Source organism: Bradyrhizobium sp. CER78 (assembly GCF_029846235.1).
Lineage (GTDB): Bacteria > Pseudomonadota > Alphaproteobacteria > Rhizobiales > Xanthobacteraceae > Bradyrhizobium.
Genome location: NZ_JARVWP010000001.1, coordinates 438,886 through 458,692, shown reverse-complemented (window position 1 = coordinate 458,692; position 19,807 = coordinate 438,886). Strand labels below are relative to the sequence as shown.

The window sequence follows — 19,807 nt, the reverse complement described above, 5'->3', positions numbered from 1 at the left end:
GTTTTCCGAAAAGATCATGCCAAATAAGGGTTTGGATCGGGCATTGCCGTTTTGTCATCATGCTCGGGCATAGATTAATCGCAAAGAGGAATGCGATGCAGGACATCCGTGAAATCCTTGCCGATGTCTGGACCGGCGCCGGCGGTGCGCCGTCCGCGCTCCATGCGGTCAGGCTGACCGGCAGCGAGCCGCAACTGCCGTCGTCGTTTCGTGTCGCAGCGGCCGCGCAGGCGCCGATCGCGGCGGCCGGCCTTGCGGCGGCCGAGATATGGAAGGCTCGTAGCGGCGAGGCGCAGGACGTCGCGGTCGACATGCTTCATGCCGTGGTCGAATGCCGCAGCGAGCGTTATTTGCGGGTCGACGACAAGCCGCCGCCGCCGGCCTGGGACAAGATCGCCGGCGTCTACCGTGTCCGCGACGGCCGCTTCGTTCGTCTCCACACCAATTTCCCGCGTCACCGCGACGCCGTCTGCAAGGTGCTGGGCTGCAATGCCGAGCGCGACGACGTCCAGGCCGCACTGTTGCAATGGGACGGCGAAGCGTTCGAGACCGCGGCCTATGCCGCCGGCGGCGTCGTCGCCCTGATGCGCTCCTATGATGAATGGTCCGCGACGCCGCATGCCAAAGAACTGGCAAAACTGCCGCTGATCTCGATCGAGAAGATCGGAGAGGCCGCGCCAAAGCCATGGCCGGCCGGCGACCGGCCGCTGGCCGGCATCCGTGTGCTCGATCTGTCGCGCGTGATCGCAGGTCCCGTCGCAGGTCGCACGCTCGCGGCGCATGGCGCCGACGTGCTCTTGATCTCCGGTCCCGATCTGCCGGCGATTCCCTGGCTGACCATCGATACCGGCCGCGGCAAGCTGACGGCGTTCCTCGAGCTGCGCAGCGAGGAGGGGCGCGGCGTGATGCGCGATCTCGTGGCGCAGGCCGATATTCTCTCGCAGGGCTATCGTCCGCAGGCGATTGCGCGGCTCGGCTTCTCGCCGGAGGAGGCGGCCCGCATCAATCCCGGGATCGTCTATGTGACGCTCTCGGCCTATGGCCATGCTGGTCCGTGGGCGGAGCGGCGCGGCTTCGATTCGCTGGTGCAGACCACGACCGGCTTCAATCACGCCGAGGGGCAGGCGGCCGGCGTCGATGGGCCGAAGGAATTGCCGGCCCAGATGCTCGACCACGCCACCGGATATTTCATGGCCTTCGGCGCCATGATGGCCAGGGCTCGCCAGGCGCGGGAGGGCGGCAGCTGGCATGTCCGGGTGTCGCTGGCGCAAACCGGGCGCTGGCTGTGGAATCTCGGCCGCCTCGATGGGGGCCTCGCGACCGAGGACCTCAAGGCGGAAGCGGTGCTGCCCTTCATCGAGCAGTTGCCGTCCGGTTTTGGCATGCTGAGTTCGGTCCGGCACGCGGCTGTGCTGTCGCGGACCCCAGCCCATTGGTTCCGCCCGGCCATGCCGCTCGGCAGCAATCCCCCGGAGTTTCCCGGATGAGACATTCAGCCGCTGTTCACGCTACCCGAACTTTAGCCACAGGCGTCATCGAAGTGCGATTTATAGGTTGTTTAGAGCGCCAATTCGGCACTATTAGCGCACCGCTGGGGTTGTCCCGCCGGAAGCTGCAACGAACGACCCTGCGGACCGCATGCTGAAAGAGTTCCCCAACAAAATGAAGAGCTTTGGCCGCCCGCGCCTGGTCGTGACCGCGGCGCTGCTGGTGGTCGCCTGCGCGGGTGCCTATGGCTACACGCGTCTCGGCGCAGAAAAGCCAAGGCCTTCGGAAGTCTCCAGCCAGTCCCGCAAGGGGGGCACGCGCTATACGCCGTCGGCCGCCGAGTGGGCCAGCCTGACCTTCCAGACCGTCACCGAACATACGTTCCGCTCCGAGCTGGTGACCGAGGGCAAGATCGGGATCGATGAGGACCGCTCCACCCCGGTCTACTCGCCCTATACCGGGCGGGTGACCCGCCTCCTGGTGCGGCCGGGCGATGCCGTGGTGAAGGGGCAGCCGCTATTCGTGATCGAAGCGGCCGACACCGTGCAGGCGCAGAACGACTACGTCGCCGCGATGACCGGTCTCAACAAGGCCCAGTCGGCGCTCGACCTCGCTGAGATCCAGGAAAAGCGCGCCAAGGACCTGTCCGAGGGCAAGGCGATCCCGCTGAAGGATTACCAGACTGCGCAGGCCGCGCTGGTGCAGGCGCAGAACGATGCGCGCTCGGCGCAGACGCTGCTGGAAGCCGCGCAGAACAAGCTGCACATCCTCGGCTTCGGCGACGAAGCCATCACGACCTTGCAGCAGAAGGGCCGCCTTAATCCGGAGACGACGGTGTTCGCGCCGATCGGCGGCACCGTGGTCCAGCGCAAGGCCGGCCCCGGCCAATATGTCTCGACCGGCGCCAGCGACCCGGTCTACGTGATCGGCGATCTCTCGACGGTCTGGCTGATCGCCTTTGTCCGCGAATCCGATGCCGACAATGTTGCGATTGGGCAGGACCTCAGCTTCAGCGTGATGGCGCTGCCCGGCAAGGTGCTGAACGCCCGGGTCAACTATGTCGCCGCCGCGATCGATGCGACCTCGCGCCGGCTGCTGGTCCGCGCCACCATCGACAACGCGGACAACCGGTTGAAGCCGGAAATGTTCGCCAATGTGACCCTGTATTCGAAGGGCGATCACCCGGCGGTCGGCGTGCCGAAGCAGGCGCTGATCTACGAGGGCGATCAGGTTCGCGTCTGGGTCGCGAGAGCCGATGACAAGACCATCGAGCTGCGCCAGATCAAGCCCGGCCTCATCAATGGCGACCTCGTCGAGGTGGCCGGCAATCTCAAGCCGGGCGAGCAGATCGTGACGAAGGGAAGCCTCTTCATCGACCGCGCCGCGTCCGGCACCTAAACCCATCAAGTATCCCTTCCAGTTGAAAGCGCCGATCTGAATGGATCGCCTCGTCGCCCTTGCCGTCAATCGCCGCTACTTGATGGTGGCCATGTTCGCCGCCGTCTTCATCGGCGGCCTGCTTGCGTTCCAGCAGCTCAATATCGAGGCCTATCCCGATCCGACCCCGCCGATGGTTGACATTGTGACGCAGAGCCCGGGCCTCTCGGCCGAGGAGATCGAGCGCTACATCACGATCCCGATCGAGACCCAGGTCGCCGGCATCAAGAACCTCAAGACCATCCGCACCATCTCCCTGTACGGCCTGTCCGACGTCAAGCTGCAGTTCTCCTTCGACTATACCTATGACCAGGCGCTGCAGCAGGTGCTCAACCGCCTGTCGCAGCTCGCGCCGTTGCCGGGCAACGTGCAGCCCGGCATCTCGCCGACAAGCCCGATCGGAGAAATCTTCCGCTATCGCCTCAAGGGGCCGCCGAACTACAGCGTGCTCGACCTCAAGACGTTGCAGGACTGGGTGCTGCAACGCCGCTTCCGCGCGGTGCCCGGCGTGATCGACGTCACCGGCTGGGGCGGCAAGACCAAGACCTATGAGATCCAGGTCGACTTCAACAAGCTGGTCGCCAACGGCCTGACCTTGCCGCAGGTGCTGCAGGCGGTCTCCAACGCCAACATCAATGTCGGCGGCAACACCGTGAACATCGGCTCGCAATCGGCCGTGGTGCGCGGCGTCGGCCTGATCCGCTCGGTCGACGATCTCGCCAACACCATGATCTCGCAATCCGGCGGCAATCCGGTGCTGGTCAGGGACGTCGGCGCCGTCACGATCGGCGAGAAGCCGCGGCTCGGCATCGCCGGCATCGACAGTGACGACGACATCGTGCAGGGCATCGTGCTGATGCGCCGCGGCGAGCAGAGCTCGCCGACGATTGCCCGCGTCGAGCAACTGGTCAACCAGATCAACAGTTCCTCGATCCTGCCGCCGGGCGTGAAGATCGAACGCATCTACGACCGCAAGGACCTGATCGAACTCACCACCCACACCGTGCTGCACAACATGGTGGTCGGCATCCTCTTGATCGTGCTGTTGCAGTGGATCTTCCTCGGCGATCTCCGCAGCGCGCTGATTGTCGGCGCGACGATCCCGTTCGCGCTGTTCTTCGCCGTGATCATCCTCGTGCTGCGCGGCGAATCCGCCAATCTGCTCTCGGTCGGCGCGATCGATTTCGGCCTGATCGTCGACGCCACCGTGATCATGGTGGAAGCGATCTTCCGCCGGCTGTCACAGACCACGGCACTGTCGGACGAGGAGCGAAGCCACATCTCCGAGGACACGGTGATGGGGATGAAGAGCCACGCCATCTTCTCTGCCGCCGCCGACGTGTCGCGTTCGATCTTCTTCGCCGCCACCATCATCGTCGCCGCGTTCCTGCCGCTGTTCACGCTGGGCGGCGTTGAGGGCAACATCTTCGGGCCGATGGCGCGAACCTATGCCTATGCATTGGCGGGTGGATTGCTGGCGACCTTCACCATCACGCCGGCACTGAGCGCGATCATCCTGCCGGCACATATCCACGAAACCGAGACCTGGATCGTCAAGAAGCTCGACGGGATCTACCTGCCGGTGCTGAACTGGGCGATCGGCAACCGCAAGATCGTGATGGCTGGCGCGGCCGGCCTCGTGGTCATGACCATCATCTTCGTGCGCTTCCTCGGCCTCGAATTCCTGCCCAAGCTGGAAGAGGGCAATCTGTGGATCCGCGCCACGCTGCCGCCGACGATCTCGCTGCAGGAAGGCAATGCCTATGTCAACGAGATGCGGAAGCTGATCCGCAGCCGTCCCGAGGTGGTGTCGGTGGTGTCGCAGCACGGCCGTCCCGACGACGGCACTGACGCCGCAGGATTCTTCAACGCTGAATTCTTCGCACCGCTGAAGCCGGCCGGCGAATGGCCTGATACCCACGACAAGGACGTGCTCACCGCGCAATTGCTGGCGCAGTTGCAGGAGAAATTTCCGGGCGTCGAATTCAACTTCTCGCAATACCTGCAGGACAACGTCTCGGAGGCGGTGTCAGGCGTGAAGGGCGAGAACTCGATCAAGCTCTACGGCAACGATCTGCAGGCGTTGAGCGACACTGCCAACAAGATCAAGTCTGTGCTGTCGACCGTGCAGGGCGTCACTGACCTTGCAGTGTTCACCTCGCTCGGCCAGCCGACGATCCAGATCGACGTCGACCGTGCGCGGGCGGCGCGCTACGGCCTGTCCCCGGGCGACATCAATGCCACGATCAAGGTCGCGGTCGGCGGCGACACCGCGGGCGATCTCTACGAACCCGGCAGCGACCGGCACTTCCCGATCATCGTTCGCCTCGCGCCCGAATATCGCAAGAGCGCGGAGGCGATCCATAATCTGAGGATCGGAGTGGCGAGCACGAATGGCGGCATCACGCAGATCCCGCTCTCTGAAGTCGCCTCGATCAACCTGATCTCCGGCGCGGCCTACATCTATCGCGAGCAGCAGGAGCGCTATCTGCCGATCAAGTTCTCGGTGCGTGACCGTGACCTCGGCAGCGCGATCCTGGAGGCGCAGCAAAAGGTCAACGAGCAGGTCCAGCTGCCGCCCGGCTCGCGTCTCGAATGGGTCGGCGAGTTCGGCAATCTGCAGGACGCGATCAAGCGGCTGTCGATCGTGGTGCCGATCAGCCTCGTGCTGATCGCGGTGCTGCTGTTCTTCAATTTCGGCTCGATGGTCGACACCATGCTCGCGATGAGCGTGATCCCGATGGCGATCTTCGGCGGCGTGCTCGGGCTTTTGATCTCCGGCATTCCGTTCAGCGTGTCGGCGGCGATCGGCTTCATCGCGCTGTTCGGCATCGCCGTGATGGACGGCATCATCATCCTGTCGCAGTTCAACCAACTGATCGACGAAGGCTACGACCGGATGCGCGCGGTGATCCGCACCGGCGAATTGCAGCTTCGTCCGGTGCTGATGACCTGCGTGGTCGCGGGCATCGGCCTGCTGCCGGCGGCGGTGTCGGAGGGCATCGGCTCGCAGGTGCAGAAGCCGCTCGCCATCGTCGTCGTCACCGGCATGATGCTGGCGCCGCTGGTGATCCTGATCACGCTGCCGGTGCTGATTTCCTATTTCTCGCGCCGGCCGAAAGATAGCGTCAGGTAAAGCCGTAGAGCTGCGCCGGGTTGTCGACCAGGATGGTCTTGCGCACCGCGGCGTCCGGCGCCCAGACCGGAAGCTGGTTGAGGAGGCGGCCGTCGTCGATCTGGTACAGCGGCGTCACGTCGGTGACCTTCTTGCCCGCCGGCGTCACCGAATCCGGGTGCGGCCAGTCGGTGCCCCAGACGATGCGCTCGGCATTGGCCGCGATCAGCGCCTGCGCCAGCGGCGTGGCATCGGCATAGTCGGGGGCAAGCTTGGAGGCGCGGTAGGCGCCGGAGATCTTGACGTAGGTTTTGCCGGATTTGACCAGCGCCAGCAGGTCGTCAAAGCCCGGCTGACCGGTACCCAGCGCGGCCTCGGCGCCGCCGAAATGGTCGAACACCACAGGTACCGGCGCTGCCGCGACGAGGTCCTTGATCGCAGTGATCATCGCGAGGCTGGTGAACAACTGGACATGCCAGCCGCGCGCCTTCATCCGCTCGATCGCAGCCGAGAAGCGCTGCCGGCCGACATTGGGATCGTTGACACCGCCGGTCGCAAGGTTGAGGCGGATGCCGCGGAAGCCGACCTTCTGCATGGCATCGAGATCGCTCTCGCTGGTCTTGTCGTCGATCACCGCGACGCCGCGCGCCGTCGGCCCGCGCGCCGTCATGCCGAACAGCGTCGACGAATTGTCGGGGCCGTAGACGCTCGGCGTCACGATCACCACGCGCTCGACATGCAGCGCCTTGTGCAGCGCGCTCATCTCCTCCGGCGAGGCCGGTTCCGGCGTATAAACGCGGCCGGCGAAGAACGGGAATTTCTCGGGGTCGCCATGGATGTGGGTGTGGCAGTCGCATGCACCGGCAGGCACGTCGAAATTCACCGGCGTCGATGGTTGGGCGGCCTTGGAAAATGCGTTGCTGCTGGTCATGGTCACTCCGGCTGCGATGGAAGCCAGCATCATATCGCGTCGCGTCAGCATTGGACGTCTCCCTGCGTGCTCGGCTGTTATGCGCTTAGTCCGCGCACCGGCATTATTGGTTGCCGGCGGGCGCGGAGACTATCGGCGGTGAGAGCGGGCGGAAAGGGCCGGTTCGCGCTGCGACCGGTTCCACGAGGCCTATTGTCCCGACGGCGTGCGCAGGCCGTGCCAGGCGTCGCGCACCTGATGGTAGTGCACCTCGGGCAGGTAGTCGGGCGTCTTGAGATTGAGCGTCTTGACGTCGAGGCGTCCGATCGCGCTGAGCAATGTGTAGGAGGCGATTACGCGGTCGCGCTGCGCGCCGATCAGACGGGCCCGTGCCGTGATCAAATCCTGCTGGGCGTTGAGCACGTCGACCGTGGTGCGTTGGCCGCCGGCGGCTTCCTTCTGCACGCCGGCTAGCGCGACCTCGGCGGCCTTCACCTCGGACTCGGAGGCCGACACCGCGATCTTGGCGCCTTCATTGGCGACCCATGCACTGACCACGGCGGTCTTGGCCTGATTGCGGACCTGGTCGAGCACGAGGCGGCTCTGCGCCGCCACTTCCTTGGCCTGCCGGGTCTGCGAGGCTGCAGTGCCGCCGTCATAGATCGGTTGCGTGATCTGTCCGATCACCGAGGCCTGATCGGTTCCGAACGTGCTGAGCGACGTGTCGGAATCTCGATTTTTGCTGACGCTGCCCTGTACGGTGATGTTCGGCATCAGGCTGCTCTCGGCGACGCGGATCGAGGTCGAGGCGACGTCGACATCGAAGCCGGCCGCGGTCACAGCCGGGTGCTCGCGCAGCGCAAGCGCGATCGCATCCTCGCGGCTGCGCGGCAACAGCCGGTCGGTGGTGTCGGCTGGCCGCAATTGCGACGGCGGGTTGCCGACCACCTGCGCATAGGTCGCCTGGCTGACCGCGTAGTTGACCTCGGCGGCGTTGAGATCGGCGAGACCGCGGTTGAGCCGGGCCTCGGCCTGGGCGGTATCGGTCGGGGTGACATCGCCGGCATTGAGGCGGCGCTGCGTGATCGCCTGGGTCTCCTTCAGGAAGGCGACGTTGGACCGCTGCGCCTCCACCAGGGTCTGGTTGGCCAGCACGTTGGTGTAGGCGGTGACGGCGTCGAGCAGCACGCCCTGGCCGACATTGCGCAGCGCCTCGCGGCCGGACTGGACCTGCAACTCGGCGACGCGGACACTGTTGGCGGTCTTAAAACCGTTGAACAGAGTCTGGGTGACGGTCAAGCCGATCTGCCAGGGCCGTAGCGTCGCGGTCTGGAGGACGTTTCCGGGCAATTGGTCGCGCACCGCCTGCAAGCCGGCCGACAGGCTGGCCGCGACCTGGGGACGGTAGCCGGCCAGCGCCTGTGGCACGTTCTCGTCGGTCGCACGCTGGCGCGCCCGCTCGGCGTTGAGCTGCGGATTAGTCTGATAGGCCTTGACCAGCGCGTCCGGCAGGCTCTCGGCGCGGGCAGGGGAGTCAGCCAGCAGCGCGCATACCAAGGCGCCAAGGCCGATGCCCGACAAAAGCACGCGCCTCGCTACGTCGCCAATATCAGCGGCACGCTCAACCATGTGATCCCGCACACCAAACCCCGGCAGTCCGCCTCCGCCGACGCCGCCGACACATCTACCTGTTTACGGGGCGGCGCGGCCACAGGCAAACCGCCGCACGACATCTGCACATCATTTCGGCTGTTGTCTGTTGCCGGTTCGTCACAGGCGAACGTAGCTGTCATATGAAGTATAGATTCGATTGGCCGGGCGCCGATTCCGCGGCGCCGGTTATCCACTGTCTCCGCCGGGTCCATTGCTGATGCCCATATTGTTCTCCGACCCCGAGGCGATCGCGGAGCACATCATTCGTGACGTCGGAACCGAACTGGTGGTCGGGCTGCCGCTCGGCCTCGGCAAGGCCAACCACATAGTCAACGCGCTGTATGCGCGGGCGGTGGCCGACCGCTCCATCAACTTGACGCTGTTCTCCGCGTTGACGCTGGAAAAGCCGAAGCCGAAGAGCCTGCTCGAACAACGCTTCATCGGTCCGGTGATCGATCGCCTGTTCGGCGGTTACCCCGATCTCGCTTATGCCGATGCGCTGCATCGCGGCGCGCTTCCGCCCAACATCAAGGTGATCGAGTTCTTCTTCCTCGCGGGGCAGTGGCTGTATCAGCCCTTTGCGCAGCAGCACTACATTTCCGCGAATTACACCCACGCCGCGTCGTACCTGCTGTCGCGCGGACTGAATGTCGTTCCCCAGTTGGTCGCCAAGCGCGTCGTCGACGGCGTGCCGCGCTATAGCCTGAGCTGCAACACCGACACGACGCTCGACGTGCTGCGCGCTCGTGCGCAGGGACGGGCGTCATTCAAGCTGGTCGGCCAGGTCAATTCCGAGCTTCCGTTCATGCCCGGACCCGGCGATCTGCCGGCGGATGAATTCGCCGCGGTGCTCGATAGTCCCGACACCGATTTCCCGCTGTTCGCGCCGCCGTCCGAGCCGATCAGCGACACCAAATATGCGATCGGATTGCATGCCGCCGGTCTGGTGCGCGATGGCGGCACGCTGCAGATCGGCATCGGGCAGGTCGGCGATGCGCTGGCACAGGGCCTCGTGGTCCGCCACCGCGACAACGCCCAATTCCACGGCATCATGCAGCGCCTTGCGCCCGGCACCGCACAGTCCGCGGCGGCCAAGACCGGGCCGTTCGAGAAGGGCCTCTATGGCGTCAGCGAGATGTTGTTCGAGGCGTTCCTCGGGCTGATCGACGCCGGCATCCTCACGCGCGACATTGGCGGCGTGGTCCTGCACGGCGCATTCTTCCTCGGACCGCAATCGTTCTATCGGGCGCTGCGCGAGATGGGGCCCGAGCAGCTGGCACAAATCCAGATGATGCCTGTGTCCTTCACCAACGAGATCTTCGGCGACGAGGAAGGCAAGCGCCGCGCCCGTGTCGATGCGCGCTTCGTCAACAATGCGATGATGGCGACGCTGCTGGGCGCTGCAATCTCCGACGGGCTCGACAACGGCCAGGTCGTGAGCGGTGTCGGCGGCCAGTACAATTTCGTGGCGCAGGCGTTCGCGCTCGAGGGCGCACGTTCGGTGCTGGCACTGGAGGCAACCCATCAATCCGGCAGGCAGGCGCAGTCGAACATCCGTTGGTCCTATGGCCACGAGACCATCCCGCGTCACCTGCGCGATATCTTCGTCACCGAGTATGGGGTCGCGGATACGCGTGGAAAATCCGATGCGGGCGTGATCGCCGCGATGCTGGAGGTGTCGGACTCGCGTTTCCAAAGCGAGCTGATGCGGCAGGCCAAGGATGCCGGCAAGCTGCCGCGTGATCACGAAATCCCGGCCGCTCACCGCGAGAACTATCCGGAGCGGATCAGCGCTGCGCTGAAGCCCGCGCGCGAAGCGGGCCTGCTGCCGTCATTCCCGTTCGGCAGTGATTTCACCGACGTCGAGCAACGGCTGATTCCGGCGCTGCAGATCTTGCAGCAGGCGCAGCGCACGCCGCTGCAACTCGCCGGCCTGCTGTGGCAGGGGATGCGGCATCCGCCCGATGCCGCCGACGGCGAATGCCTGGCGCGGCTCGGTCTCGACAAGCCGACGCATTTTGCCGAGCGCGCCTATCGCGCGCTCGTCACCGCGGCACTGCAACGGAGCCGGGGAGCAACACATGATCCGGAAAAGTGCGAAGCGGTTTTCCAATGAGGTCATGCGCAAACAAAAAGCTAAAGCGCGATGACGTTTCAACCTGATCTCATCGCGCTTTAGCGGTTCTTGTTGACCGGCTTGCGCTTCTCGATGAAGGCCGCCATGCCCTCGGAGCGATCCTCGAGCGCGAAGGTCGAGTGGAACAGGTTGCGCTCGACATTCATGCCCTCCGAAAGCGGCGTCTCGAACGCGCGGTTGATGGCTTCCTTGGCCATCGCGGCGGCCGGACGCGACATCGAGGCGATCTTCTCGGCGGCGGCGAGTGCTTCTTCCTGCAACTTGTCGGCCGGAACGATCCGCGACACCAGGCCCGAGCGCTCGGCTTCCGCCGCATCCATCATCCGTCCGGTGAGACAGAGGTCCATTGCCTTCGACTTGCCGATCGCGCGGGTCAGGCGCTGCGTGCCGCCGATGCCCGGGATGGTGCCGAGGGTGATTTCCGGCTGGCCGAACTTGGCGGTGTCGGCGGCGATGATGATGTCGCACATCATCGCGAGCTCGCAGCCGCCGCCGAGCGCGTAACCCGCGACCGCCGCGATGGTCGGCTTGCGGCAACGGGCGACGCGGTCGCCGCCGATGGCGGTGAAGTCGCTGTTGAACATGTCGATGAAGCCCTTCGGCTGCATCTCCTTGATGTCGGCGCCGGCTGCGAAGGCCTTCTCGCTGCCGGTGATCAGGATGCAGCCGATCTTGTCGTCGGCCTCGAGATCGTCGACCGCCGCGGCGATCTCGCGGAACACGCCGAACGACAGCGCATTCAGCATTTTCGGCCGGTTCAGCGTGATGACGCCAACCGGTCCCTTGCTTTCGACGATGATGAATTCGAACGTAGCCATGACGCAAACCCCGTGCCTGATTTGGCGGGCAATGTGCCTGCTGGCGGGATGCGCTTCAAGTGGCTGAAGCGAGGCTTTGGGCCGCGGTGCGGCGCTACCCAGCGCCGCAAGCCGCAGGCGCCTCGGCTAGGCCATGAACATCCGCGCGGCGGAGGCCACCGTGAGCAGGGCGCCGAAGCCGATGAAGATCTTGCCGATCAGCGAGGTCTGGTCCCAGCTCGCGCTGTCGCTGCTGGCCAGAACCGGCGCCGGCTTGGGTGCCGCTGCAGCGGCAGGTAGCGGCTGCACAGCCGGCGCCTCCTGCTGGGCGGTCTGTGGCTGAACCGGTTGCGCTTGTTCCGCCGGCTGCTCCTGCTGCAGGGCCCGGTCGAGGTCGTTGAGCTGGTCGGATGCGACCACGCTGCCGTCGGGTTGCGTGTCGGTGGGCTTGTCGGAGGCGGCCAGCACCGGATTGACGCTGGCGGGTGGGGTACTCGCATTGCCGTCTCCGGATGTCAGCTCCGCATTGGCATTGGCGACCGTGGCCGGCATGCCGGCCGACGTCACGCTTCCGGCATCCTTGCTGGCCGTCTTCTTGCTCTCGGATTTGTCGGCCGACTTGTCAGCGGTCTTGGAGGAGCTGTGGCGCGCATGGCGCCGGACATGCCGCGAACTCTGTTGCGCGGACTTATCGGTCGTTGCGTTGTCGGATTTCGTTGCCGATGCGTCCGAACCGGCCGCATGCGCCGGCAACGGAACAGCGAGACACATGGCAAGCCCGGTCAGCCCTGTCGCGACCATCAAGGCCAAGCGCCCATTGGCTTTGATCTTCATTCTGATGATCTCCCCATTTCGCCCGTCCCAAAGCCGAAATGAGACCCCGCTGCGTGTCCACACCGGGGCAAAAAAAGGGAATCTTCGGGCCTCAGGGGGCAAAAGCTGGGCAATTTCGTCCCAGCGGGTGATCGGCTACGGCACCCCGATGCTTGTGGGACCGATCGGTGTTATGAGCCGTGGTGTCTGGAAACCCGCCGGAGCGATTCTTTGCGCCCGATCTCCGGCGCGGCCTGACCGGAGGATCGCGATCACGAATTCGTGATATTCTTGGCTGGCCGCGTAACGAACTGAAAGATCGGCCGAATTGCAATTCAGGAGCCTGCGTGCGCGAACGTGAGGATGAATGGACCGACCTGATGCGGTCGGCCATTTCTGGCGATGACGCGGCGTATCATCGCCTGCTCAAGGCCATCACGCCGGTACTCCGTGCCGCGGCGCGACGTGGCCTGGCGCGCGCGGGACAACCGGTCGATCAGTCCGAGGACATCGTGCAGGACATCTTGTTGGCGGTGCATTTGAAGCGACAGACCTGGGATGCGAACGCCCCGTTCGCGCCGTGGCTGTTCGCGATCGCACGCAACAAGCTGATCGACGCGCTGCGCCGCCGCGGCAAGCGCATCTTCGTCAACATCGATGACTTCGCCGAGACGCTGCCGGGGGAAACGCCGGAGCCGACAGCATCGCCCAGCGAGGTCACCGCCCAGCTGCAGGCCTTGCCGGCGCGGCAGCGCGACGTGCTGCAATCGATTGCGGTCGACAGCGCCTCGATCAAGGATACTGCGGCGAAATTCTCGATGACCGAGGGCGCGGTGCGGGTCGCGCTGCATCGCGGGCTTGCGAGTCTCACTACGAAATTACGGGACCGATGAGCATGGATACCGATCAACTCATTCGAACCCTTGCCGCCGACAATGCGTATCGTGCGCGCCCGATCGGTCTTGCGCTGATGCTGGCGCTGCTGGCGGCGGCGCCGGTCTCGCTCTTGATCTTCTTTGCCGAGCTCGGCGTGCGGCCCGACGTGATGACCGCGATGCATAATCCGTTCTTCGACCTGAAGTTTGCGGTGACGCTGGCGCTCGCCGCTTCGGCCATCGCGGTCAGCCTGCATCTGTCACGGCCGGAAGCCTCGCTGCGCAGCTTCGGCTGGTGGCTGTTGATTCCCGCCGGCATCCTCGTTGCCGCGATCAGCGGCGAGATGATGATGCCGCAGCGCACGCCGATGATGACGCGGCTGATCGGCAAGAACTCGATGGCGTGCATGACCGCGATCCCCGCGATGTCGCTGCCGCTGCTGGTCGGCGCGCTGTATGGGCTGCGGCAGGGCGCGCCGGCGCGGCCGGCGGTCGCCGGCGCGGTGGCGGGCCTGCTCTGCGCAGGCCTCGCGGCCACCGTCTATGCGTCGCACTGCACCGATGACTCGCCGCTGTTCGTTGCCACCTGGTACACGCTGGCGACCGCGATCGTCGCGAGCGTCGGCGCGTTGATGGGGAAACGGGCGCTGAGATATTAGGCCGCGGGCGCGGATTGCTGCATGCGATGGAAGCGCAGCACCTGCTGCGCGGTCGATGGCCGCAGCCGCTCATAGGTGTCCTTGCAGGCCTGCAAATCGGTCGGCTCACCGCCCGAGATGTCGTCGCGCAGATTGATGATCGATCTCACCGTCGACCATGACAGGCCCGACACCTTCGCCAGTATCATCACGCCCTCGGCGCGGGTTTCGATCATCATGTTCTCGGCGACGCTGACCGAGACATTGGCGAGCGCGGCAAGCGAGGCATTGGTCTCGTCGAACTTGCCGGCCTCGGCGAAGGCCGCAAGCTGGAATTCGTCGAGCCGGCCGTCCTGGTAGAGCGACTTGACCAGCGCATGCGCGATCGTGGTGTCCGGCGTCACGGCGGCGGGTGCCGAGCGCGCGCGTCGCGTCGCTTCCTTCACCGCGATCGGGATCTCCTTGGCTTGCTGCGGGTTGGCAGCCTCGAGCCGCTGCCTGACGGCGTCGGAGGCCTTCGCGACCAGCTTGAGATAGAGATGCCGCGGGATGTTCGGGCGCAGGCCGACACAGGTCGACAGGTTGTCGTCGCCCTCGGCGCGGCCGACCAGGCGGGTGAAGCCGCGCTCGGTGAACTCCGCGCCGGGATTGTTGACCGCGCTCTGGATCACCTCGTCATTGCCGCGCAGCACCAGCACGTCGGTGACGGCGCCGCTCAGCGTTTTGCGGTTGGAGATCGCGAGCAGATGCGCCTGGCTCTTGCTGCGCGCCGTCTCGATCAGGGTGTCGTCGTCGAGCCGCGGCGACAGCGTCAGCACCGGGCCTGCGACCTCGATCAGATCGTCGAATGCGAGGGTGCGGATGGTCTGCGGCGGCGCGGTGTCGATCGGGGCGAGGCGGTTGGCGAGCAGCGCCTTGGCCGAATTTTCGATGTGCTCGAGCAGGCATTGGAAGACGTCGTCGAACAGCACGATCTGCTCGTTGGAATAGTTGACCGAGCCGTTGATGAAGAGGTCTGTCACGCGGCGCAGCGTCTCGACACGGCGTGCGACGGTGCCGTGCGCAAGCGTCGTCTGCAGCTCGTCGAGCAGACTTTCGGGGGCGGTCTCGGGCTTCAAACTCATGACTCTGTCCTGGAGCGATGGCGACGGATTCTCCGGCGCCGAATAGGAAATGAAAGGATTTCAGGCGCTGGCGATGCGGTTGCGCCCCCTGGCCTTGGCTGCGTAAAGCGCGCCGTCGGCGCGGGCAAGTAATGTGTCGGAGTTTTCGTTCGGCTTGAGCGTCGTGACGCCTGCGGAGATCGTTACCCGCATGCCGGGCGAGAATGCGCCCCAGTCGAGATCGGCGATGATGGCGCGCAGCCGCTCGAGCGCGCGCATCGCCTGATCCTGCGACAGGTCGGGCAGCACCAGCAGGAATTCCTCGCCGCCGTAGCGGCCGAAGCGGTCGATGCTGCGGAGATTGGCGAACATGCCGATCGCGAAGGTGCGCAGTGCCTCGTCGCCGATGGGATGGCCGTAGACGTCGTTGATGCGCTTGAAATGGTCGAGGTCGATCAGTGCCACGGCGCAGGAGCTGCCGTTGCGGGCGCACCGCGCGATCTCGTCCTCGAGCGTCCGCATGATGCTGCGGCGATTGGAGGTGCCGGTCAACTCGTCGAGCTCGGCGAGCTCCTCGATGCGCCGGTAGGCCTCCTTCAGCTTCTTTCCGCTCTGATACAGCGATTGCTGCATCGAGCTCGAGAAGATGCCGAGATACATGCAGCGCCCGATCGTCAGCGCGAATACCAGCATGGTGGCGAGGCGGTCGATCCGGGTGCCGGTCGGCATCCCGATCGCCTTGTCGGTTCCGAGAAACAGCGCAGCGAGGCCCAGCACCATGATGGTCCAGACAACAGCGGTCTGGCGCGCCGAGGTCCGCAGCGCGCCGAAGCCGAACACCACGAACAGGTTGCACAGGAACAGCACGCCGACTTCCGGCGCGATGTAGGTGAACACCAGCAGGTTCACCATGTTGACGGCCGATTGCGGCGCGACCAGGTAGTGGTCGCGGAAGCGCTCGTGAAAGCCGCGCTCCGAGAGCAGCACATAGACCGCGACGAGAAAGAGGCCGGTCAGGGCATAGCTCGCCGCGACCAGGACCGACGTGGTGCCGGTATGCGCGTAGATCAGCAGCACGGCGGCATCGAGCACGAAGCAGGCGGCGATCATCGATTGGATCTGGCGGCGCTGCCTGGCCCGCCGCGCCAGGCGCTCGATGGTCAGCCTGGGACGACCGCTTTCCGATGCGCCCGCGATCGGGCTGGGAAGTGACGACGCAGCGCTGCCCATGGTCTCGCCATTGGTGAAATCCGGCGAAAATCTAAGTGGGAAAGCCTTTAGGTTTGGTATCTTTCGGAACCGAATCTACTCCGGTGGAACCCGGTCATCACCCTTGTTTCATAAGGGGAATCCGTTCACCGGGAGGGATCGGGAGCGCGCCTGCCGCGAGCTCGCGCCGATGCAGCCTTCGCAACGGCGCTGGCTTGCCGGCCTAGGCTTGATATGGTCCGGCCGGACGGTGGGCGTCCGCGAGAGTTTTTGGTGTTATGATACCGCTTGTCGAGTCTCTGGCGATTTTTCCTCATTCGGATCGTCGACTGTGTCATAGATCACACATGCGGTCTGGACATTGCCGTAATGTGAAGAATCTTGGCTCTCGCGTCGAACCACGCGCCACCCCCCTCAGACCAACTTTGCGAGACGGCCATTGAGCGCGACACAGGCGGCTTCAGACGAGGTTCTGATCGCTCGGATCGCTCAAGGCGACCGGCTCGCCATGCAGGTGCTGTACGGACGGCATCATGTCAGGGTGTACCGCTTCGGGCTTCGGCTCGTGCGGGACGAACAGGTGGCGGAGGACCTCATCAGCGAGGTCTTTCTGGACGTGTGGCGTCAGGCGGGCAAGTTTGAGGGACGATCCGCCGTTTCAACCTGGCTTCTGGCGATTACCCGGTTCAAGGCGTTGTCTTCGCTGCGGCGAAGGAAGGACGCCGAACTGGACGATGAGGCCGCGAACGCGATCGAGGATACGTCCGACGATCCGGAAACGGTAGTGCAGAAGAAGGACACCGGCGCGACGCTGCGTAAGTGCCTGACGGGACTGTCAGCGGAACACCGGGAGATCGTCGATCTTGTCTACTATCACGAGAAATCCGTGGAAGACGTCGCTGAGATCGTCGGGATTCCGGAGAACACCGTGAAGACGCGCCTGTTCTATGCGCGCAAGAAACTTGCCGAGTTGCTGAAGGCAGCCGGTGTCGAGCGAGGTTGGCCATGATGGCTGCGAGCAACAAGAAGGTGCGGGGTCAAGAACCTGACGATGTCGAGATGCTGCTGCCCTGGCACGCGGCCGGCACGCTGAATGCGCGTGACGCGCGCCGCGTCGAGGACGCGCTCGCCTCCGACCCGGAGCTCGCCCGGCAGTACGCCGTCATCCGCGAGGAATATGCCGAGACCATCGGCCTCAACGAGAGCCTCGGTGCGCCCTCCGCGCGCGCCATGCAGAAGCTGTTTGCCGCGATCGATGCCGAGCCGGAGCGCAAGCCGTCGGCGGGCGCGCGCATGTCGGCCGGGATCTCGGAGTTCTTTTCGAAATTGTCGCCGCGGACGCTAGCGTGGTCGTCGAGCCTCGGCGCGCTCGTGGTGCTGTTGCAGGCCGCCGTGATCGGCGCGGTGCTGATGCGCAGCCAGCCGGCCTCGTTCCAGACCGCCTCGCTCGATGTCGCCGAACAGCGCAGCGCGCCGAGCGCGGCCATTGCGCCTAGCGCAGCCCCGAGTGCGCCGATCACCCGCGACCTCGCTGCCAGCGTGGCAGCCACGCCGACGCGGCTGTTGGTGCGCTTCACGCCGGATGCCAGGATCGCCGACATCACGTCGCTGCTGGAGAATTACCAGGGCTCGATCGTCGACGGGAAGGGCGGCATGTTCCGGCTGCAGTTCCGCGCGATGGACAAGGACAGCGTCGCGTCGCTGATTGCCCGTTTGCAGAAAGAGAAGATCGTCAGCCTCGCGGTGGAGACGCCGTAGACTGCGGCTGACGGTTCTGCGCCGACTTGAGGTCACGATGACCGCCAACGGCCGGACCAGATCGACGAACAGAGCGGCCGTCGCGGCCGCGGCGTTGCTGCTGGTTTGCCTGTCCCCTTCGGCCTACGCCCAGAATTTCATGCGATCGCCTGTTGGCGGCGGGCCACAAATGTCGCTCGGCGCGCGGGTCAATCCCGGCATCAGCAGGGCCGGGGGCAACACCATAGGCGGGTTCGGCGGCATGGCCGGCCGCACACCGCTGTCGGCCGACCGCGGCCCGGTTGGGTCCTGGACCGACGAGGGGCCGCGATCGGGAATGCGGTCGCCACACTACACACCCCGTTTCTCCGCCGGCTGCAACGACGGCGACCGCGGCCAATGCTCCGACCGGACGGTCGCCGGCAACGGTGGCGGCAAGGGCGCGGCGAGGAAGGGCAGGCCCGGCGGTGGCGGCACGCGCGCACAGGACGTGGCGGGCAAGCGAACCGTGCCGAACGAGCTCGTGGCGGAGATCGACGGCGCCTTGACCGAGGCCCAGACCGATGCGCTCGCGCGCCGCCATGGCCTAAGGCGGATCGCCTCGCAGAATATCCCGTTGCTGGGGGCGACCATCGGCCTGTTCCGCATGGCCGGCGATCGCTCGGCCGATGCCGTGAGCCGCGAATTCGCAAACGATAGCAGCGTCCGCTCGGTGCAACCGAACTACCGTTACGCGCTCCAGGACCAGAAGCCATCGGGCGGCAATGATCCGGCGCAATACGCGCAGACGCAGCTGCATCTGCCCGAGGCGCACAGGCTGGCGCGCGGAATGAATGTCACCATCGCCGTCATCGATTCCGGAATTGACGCCGCCCATCCGGAGCTGGCGAACACGGTCGCGGACACCTTCGATGCGCTCGGCAGCAAGGATGGCCCGCATGCCCACGGCACCGCCATCGCCGGCGCAATCGCCGCGCGCATAAGGCTGACGGGGAGCGCGCCGGAAGTGCGGATCCTGGCGATCCGCGCCTTCGGTGCAGTTGCCGGCGGCGCCGAGAGCACCTCCTATGTCATCCTCAGGAGCTTCGACTACGCGGTGGCGCACGGCGCGCAGATCGTGAACATGAGCTTTGCCGGACCGAAGGACGCACTTGTCGAGCGCGCGGTGGCCGCCACTGCGGCGAGGGACGTCGTGCTGGTCGCCGCGGCCGGCAATGCCGGCGCGAAATCGCCGCCGCTGTATCCGGCCGCCTATCCCGACGTGATCGCGGTAAGCGGCATCGATGCCAGCGACCGGCTGATGGCGGCATCGAACCGCGGCAGCTATGTCGCGCTGGCGGCACCGGGCGCCGACCTCCTCGTGCCGGTGCCGGACGGCAAGTACCAGCTGATGTCGGGCACCTCGTTTTCGGCCGCGTTCGTCAGCGGTATCGCGGCGCTGGTGCTGGAGCGCGGTCCGGCGTTGAAGCCCGCCGACGTGCGGAAGGTCCTGACCAGCACAGCCCGCGATCTCGGGACACTTGGGCGCGACGATCTGTTCGGGGCCGGGGAGGCGGACGCACTTGCCGCGGTGATCGCGGCGACCAGCGCACCGGTCGCGTCGGCGGTGGACAAACCGCCGCAGCCCGCGCCGACGCCGGACGGCAATAACACTTCCGTGAGCCGCGCGTTGAATGACGCCGCGCCGTCGGTCGCATCTGATGATTCCGCTGCAAATCACCGGGCGGCGCAGTGATTTTCGGCGCCGGACGCCTGCAGCGGTGCGATGGAACCGGGCGGCGAAAAGGTTAAAAAAATCGCCGACGATTTGAACGTCCGCCTTCCTCTCACGACTTATGTGTGTGGGAGCGGTTTATCCCTCCCCGGCTATATCAGGCGCGAGCGCCCATCCACCC

The 19,807-nt window shown here is 65.5% G+C and carries 15 protein-coding genes; 9 read left to right on the top strand and 6 right to left on the bottom strand.

The features are described 5' to 3' along the window. The first annotated feature begins 95 nt into the window (after positions 1–95). From QDT69_RS01990 to QDT69_RS01980, 3 genes are all read left to right on the top strand, one after another. Positions 96–1,487 (top strand): CoA transferase, encoded by a 1,392-nt coding sequence (locus tag QDT69_RS01990; protein WP_279704979.1) that lies wholly within the window; start codon positions 96–98, stop codon positions 1,485–1,487. A gap of 151 nt (positions 1,488–1,638) precedes the next feature. Continuing rightward, positions 1,639–2,886 carry an efflux RND transporter periplasmic adaptor subunit gene (locus QDT69_RS01985; RefSeq protein ID WP_279704978.1) on the top strand — a complete coding sequence of 416 codons (1,248 nt, stop codon included), beginning with the start codon at positions 1,639–1,641 and terminating at the stop codon, positions 2,884–2,886. A 40-nt stretch (positions 2,887–2,926) separates the two neighbouring features. Beyond that, positions 2,927–6,061, top strand: a complete 3,135-nt coding sequence (locus QDT69_RS01980; protein ID WP_279704977.1) for a CusA/CzcA family heavy metal efflux RND transporter — start codon at positions 2,927–2,929, stop codon at positions 6,059–6,061. Here the strand turns inward: QDT69_RS01980 and QDT69_RS01975 are convergent. After that, the gene (locus QDT69_RS01975; protein WP_279704976.1) at positions 6,054–7,022 is read right to left on the bottom strand and encodes an amidohydrolase family protein; all 969 of its coding nucleotides are present in this window, start codon (positions 7,020–7,022) and stop codon (positions 6,054–6,056) included. The genes QDT69_RS01980 and QDT69_RS01975 overlap by 8 nt on opposite strands. Positions 7,023–7,160: 138 nt before the next feature. Further along, positions 7,161–8,579: a TolC family outer membrane protein gene (locus QDT69_RS01970; RefSeq protein ID WP_279704975.1), complete on the bottom strand. Its 1,419-nt coding sequence runs from the start codon at positions 8,577–8,579 to the stop codon at positions 7,161–7,163. Between the two features lie 241 nt (positions 8,580–8,820). Between QDT69_RS01970 and QDT69_RS01965 the strand changes: the two genes are divergently transcribed. Beyond that, positions 8,821–10,719, top strand: a complete 1,899-nt coding sequence (locus tag QDT69_RS01965; RefSeq protein ID WP_279704974.1) for an acetyl-CoA hydrolase/transferase C-terminal domain-containing protein — start codon at positions 8,821–8,823, stop codon at positions 10,717–10,719. Positions 10,720–10,778: 59 nt separating this feature from the next. On the opposite strand, the gene QDT69_RS01960 is transcribed toward QDT69_RS01965, so the two are convergent. Continuing rightward, a complete protein-coding gene (locus QDT69_RS01960) occupies positions 10,779–11,558 on the bottom strand; it encodes an enoyl-CoA hydratase (RefSeq protein ID WP_074131641.1) in 780 nt (259 codons plus the stop codon). A gap of 126 nt (positions 11,559–11,684) precedes the next feature. Continuing rightward, the gene (locus tag QDT69_RS01955) at positions 11,685–12,371 is read right to left on the bottom strand and encodes a hypothetical protein (protein ID WP_279704973.1); all 687 of its coding nucleotides are present in this window, start codon (positions 12,369–12,371) and stop codon (positions 11,685–11,687) included. 326 nt (positions 12,372–12,697) lie between these two features. On the opposite strand from QDT69_RS01955, the gene QDT69_RS01950 reads away from it, so the two are divergent. Then, positions 12,698–13,243: a sigma-70 family RNA polymerase sigma factor gene (locus QDT69_RS01950; RefSeq protein WP_279704972.1), complete on the top strand. Its 546-nt coding sequence runs from the start codon at positions 12,698–12,700 to the stop codon at positions 13,241–13,243. A gap of 2 nt (positions 13,244–13,245) precedes the next feature. Further along, positions 13,246–13,884: a DUF1109 domain-containing protein gene (locus QDT69_RS01945; protein WP_050420163.1), complete on the top strand. Its 639-nt coding sequence runs from the start codon at positions 13,246–13,248 to the stop codon at positions 13,882–13,884. Here QDT69_RS01945 and QDT69_RS01940 read toward each other — a convergent pair. Both QDT69_RS01940 and QDT69_RS01935 read right to left on the bottom strand, forming a co-directional pair. Then, the gene (locus QDT69_RS01940; protein WP_279704971.1) at positions 13,881–14,987 is read right to left on the bottom strand and encodes a DUF2336 domain-containing protein; all 1,107 of its coding nucleotides are present in this window, start codon (positions 14,985–14,987) and stop codon (positions 13,881–13,883) included. The two genes, QDT69_RS01945 and QDT69_RS01940, sit on opposite strands and share 4 nt — an antisense overlap. 60 nt (positions 14,988–15,047) lie before the next feature. Then, complete coding sequence (locus tag QDT69_RS01935; protein WP_279704970.1) at positions 15,048–16,196, bottom strand: GGDEF domain-containing protein; 1,149 nt, start codon at positions 16,194–16,196, stop codon at positions 15,048–15,050. Between the two features lie 418 nt (positions 16,197–16,614). Here QDT69_RS01935 and QDT69_RS01930 point away from each other — a divergent pair, with 418 nt between their 5' ends. From QDT69_RS01930 to QDT69_RS01920, 3 genes are read left to right on the top strand one after another with little or no spacing between them, the layout of a single operon-like run. Further along, positions 16,615–17,184 carry a sigma-70 family RNA polymerase sigma factor gene (locus tag QDT69_RS01930; RefSeq protein ID WP_035652535.1) on the top strand — a complete coding sequence of 190 codons (570 nt, stop codon included), beginning with the start codon at positions 16,615–16,617 and terminating at the stop codon, positions 17,182–17,184. Beyond that, on the top strand, positions 17,184–17,933 hold the full coding sequence (locus QDT69_RS01925; protein ID WP_279705181.1) for a hypothetical protein: 750 nt from the start codon (positions 17,184–17,186) through the stop codon (positions 17,931–17,933). The genes QDT69_RS01930 and QDT69_RS01925 overlap by 1 nt, the downstream gene beginning before the upstream one ends. Before the next feature lie 37 nt (positions 17,934–17,970). After that, positions 17,971–19,647 carry a S8 family serine peptidase gene (locus QDT69_RS01920; RefSeq protein ID WP_279704969.1) on the top strand — a complete coding sequence of 559 codons (1,677 nt, stop codon included), beginning with the start codon at positions 17,971–17,973 and terminating at the stop codon, positions 19,645–19,647. Positions 19,648–19,807: the final 160 nt, after the last annotated feature.

What these genes read in the sequence shown, in the direction of transcription:
- QDT69_RS01990 (WP_279704979.1), top strand. Translation starts at nt 96, where the DNA reads ATGCAGGACATCCGTGAAATCCTTGCCGATGTCTGGACCGGCGCCGGC.
- QDT69_RS01985 (WP_279704978.1), top strand. Translation starts at nt 1,639, where the DNA reads ATGCTGAAAGAGTTCCCCAACAAAATGAAGAGCTTTGGCCGCCCGCGC.
- QDT69_RS01980 (WP_279704977.1), top strand. Translation starts at nt 2,927, where the DNA reads ATGGATCGCCTCGTCGCCCTTGCCGTCAATCGCCGCTACTTGATGGTG.
- QDT69_RS01975 (WP_279704976.1), bottom strand. Translation starts at nt 7,022, where the DNA reads ATGCTGACGCGACGCGATATGATGCTGGCTTCCATCGCAGCCGGAGTG.
- QDT69_RS01970 (WP_279704975.1), bottom strand. Translation starts at nt 8,579, where the DNA reads ATGGTTGAGCGTGCCGCTGATATTGGCGACGTAGCGAGGCGCGTGCTT.
- QDT69_RS01965 (WP_279704974.1), top strand. Translation starts at nt 8,821, where the DNA reads ATGCCCATATTGTTCTCCGACCCCGAGGCGATCGCGGAGCACATCATT.
- QDT69_RS01960 (WP_074131641.1), bottom strand. Translation starts at nt 11,558, where the DNA reads ATGGCTACGTTCGAATTCATCATCGTCGAAAGCAAGGGACCGGTTGGC.
- QDT69_RS01955 (WP_279704973.1), bottom strand. Translation starts at nt 12,371, where the DNA reads ATGAAGATCAAAGCCAATGGGCGCTTGGCCTTGATGGTCGCGACAGGG.
- QDT69_RS01945 (WP_050420163.1), top strand. Translation starts at nt 13,246, where the DNA reads ATGGATACCGATCAACTCATTCGAACCCTTGCCGCCGACAATGCGTAT.
- QDT69_RS01940 (WP_279704971.1), bottom strand. Translation starts at nt 14,987, where the DNA reads ATGAGTTTGAAGCCCGAGACCGCCCCCGAAAGTCTGCTCGACGAGCTG.
- QDT69_RS01935 (WP_279704970.1), bottom strand. Translation starts at nt 16,196, where the DNA reads ATGGGCAGCGCTGCGTCGTCACTTCCCAGCCCGATCGCGGGCGCATCG.
- QDT69_RS01925 (WP_279705181.1), top strand. Translation starts at nt 17,184, where the DNA reads ATGGCTGCGAGCAACAAGAAGGTGCGGGGTCAAGAACCTGACGATGTC.
- QDT69_RS01920 (WP_279704969.1), top strand. Translation starts at nt 17,971, where the DNA reads ATGACCGCCAACGGCCGGACCAGATCGACGAACAGAGCGGCCGTCGCG.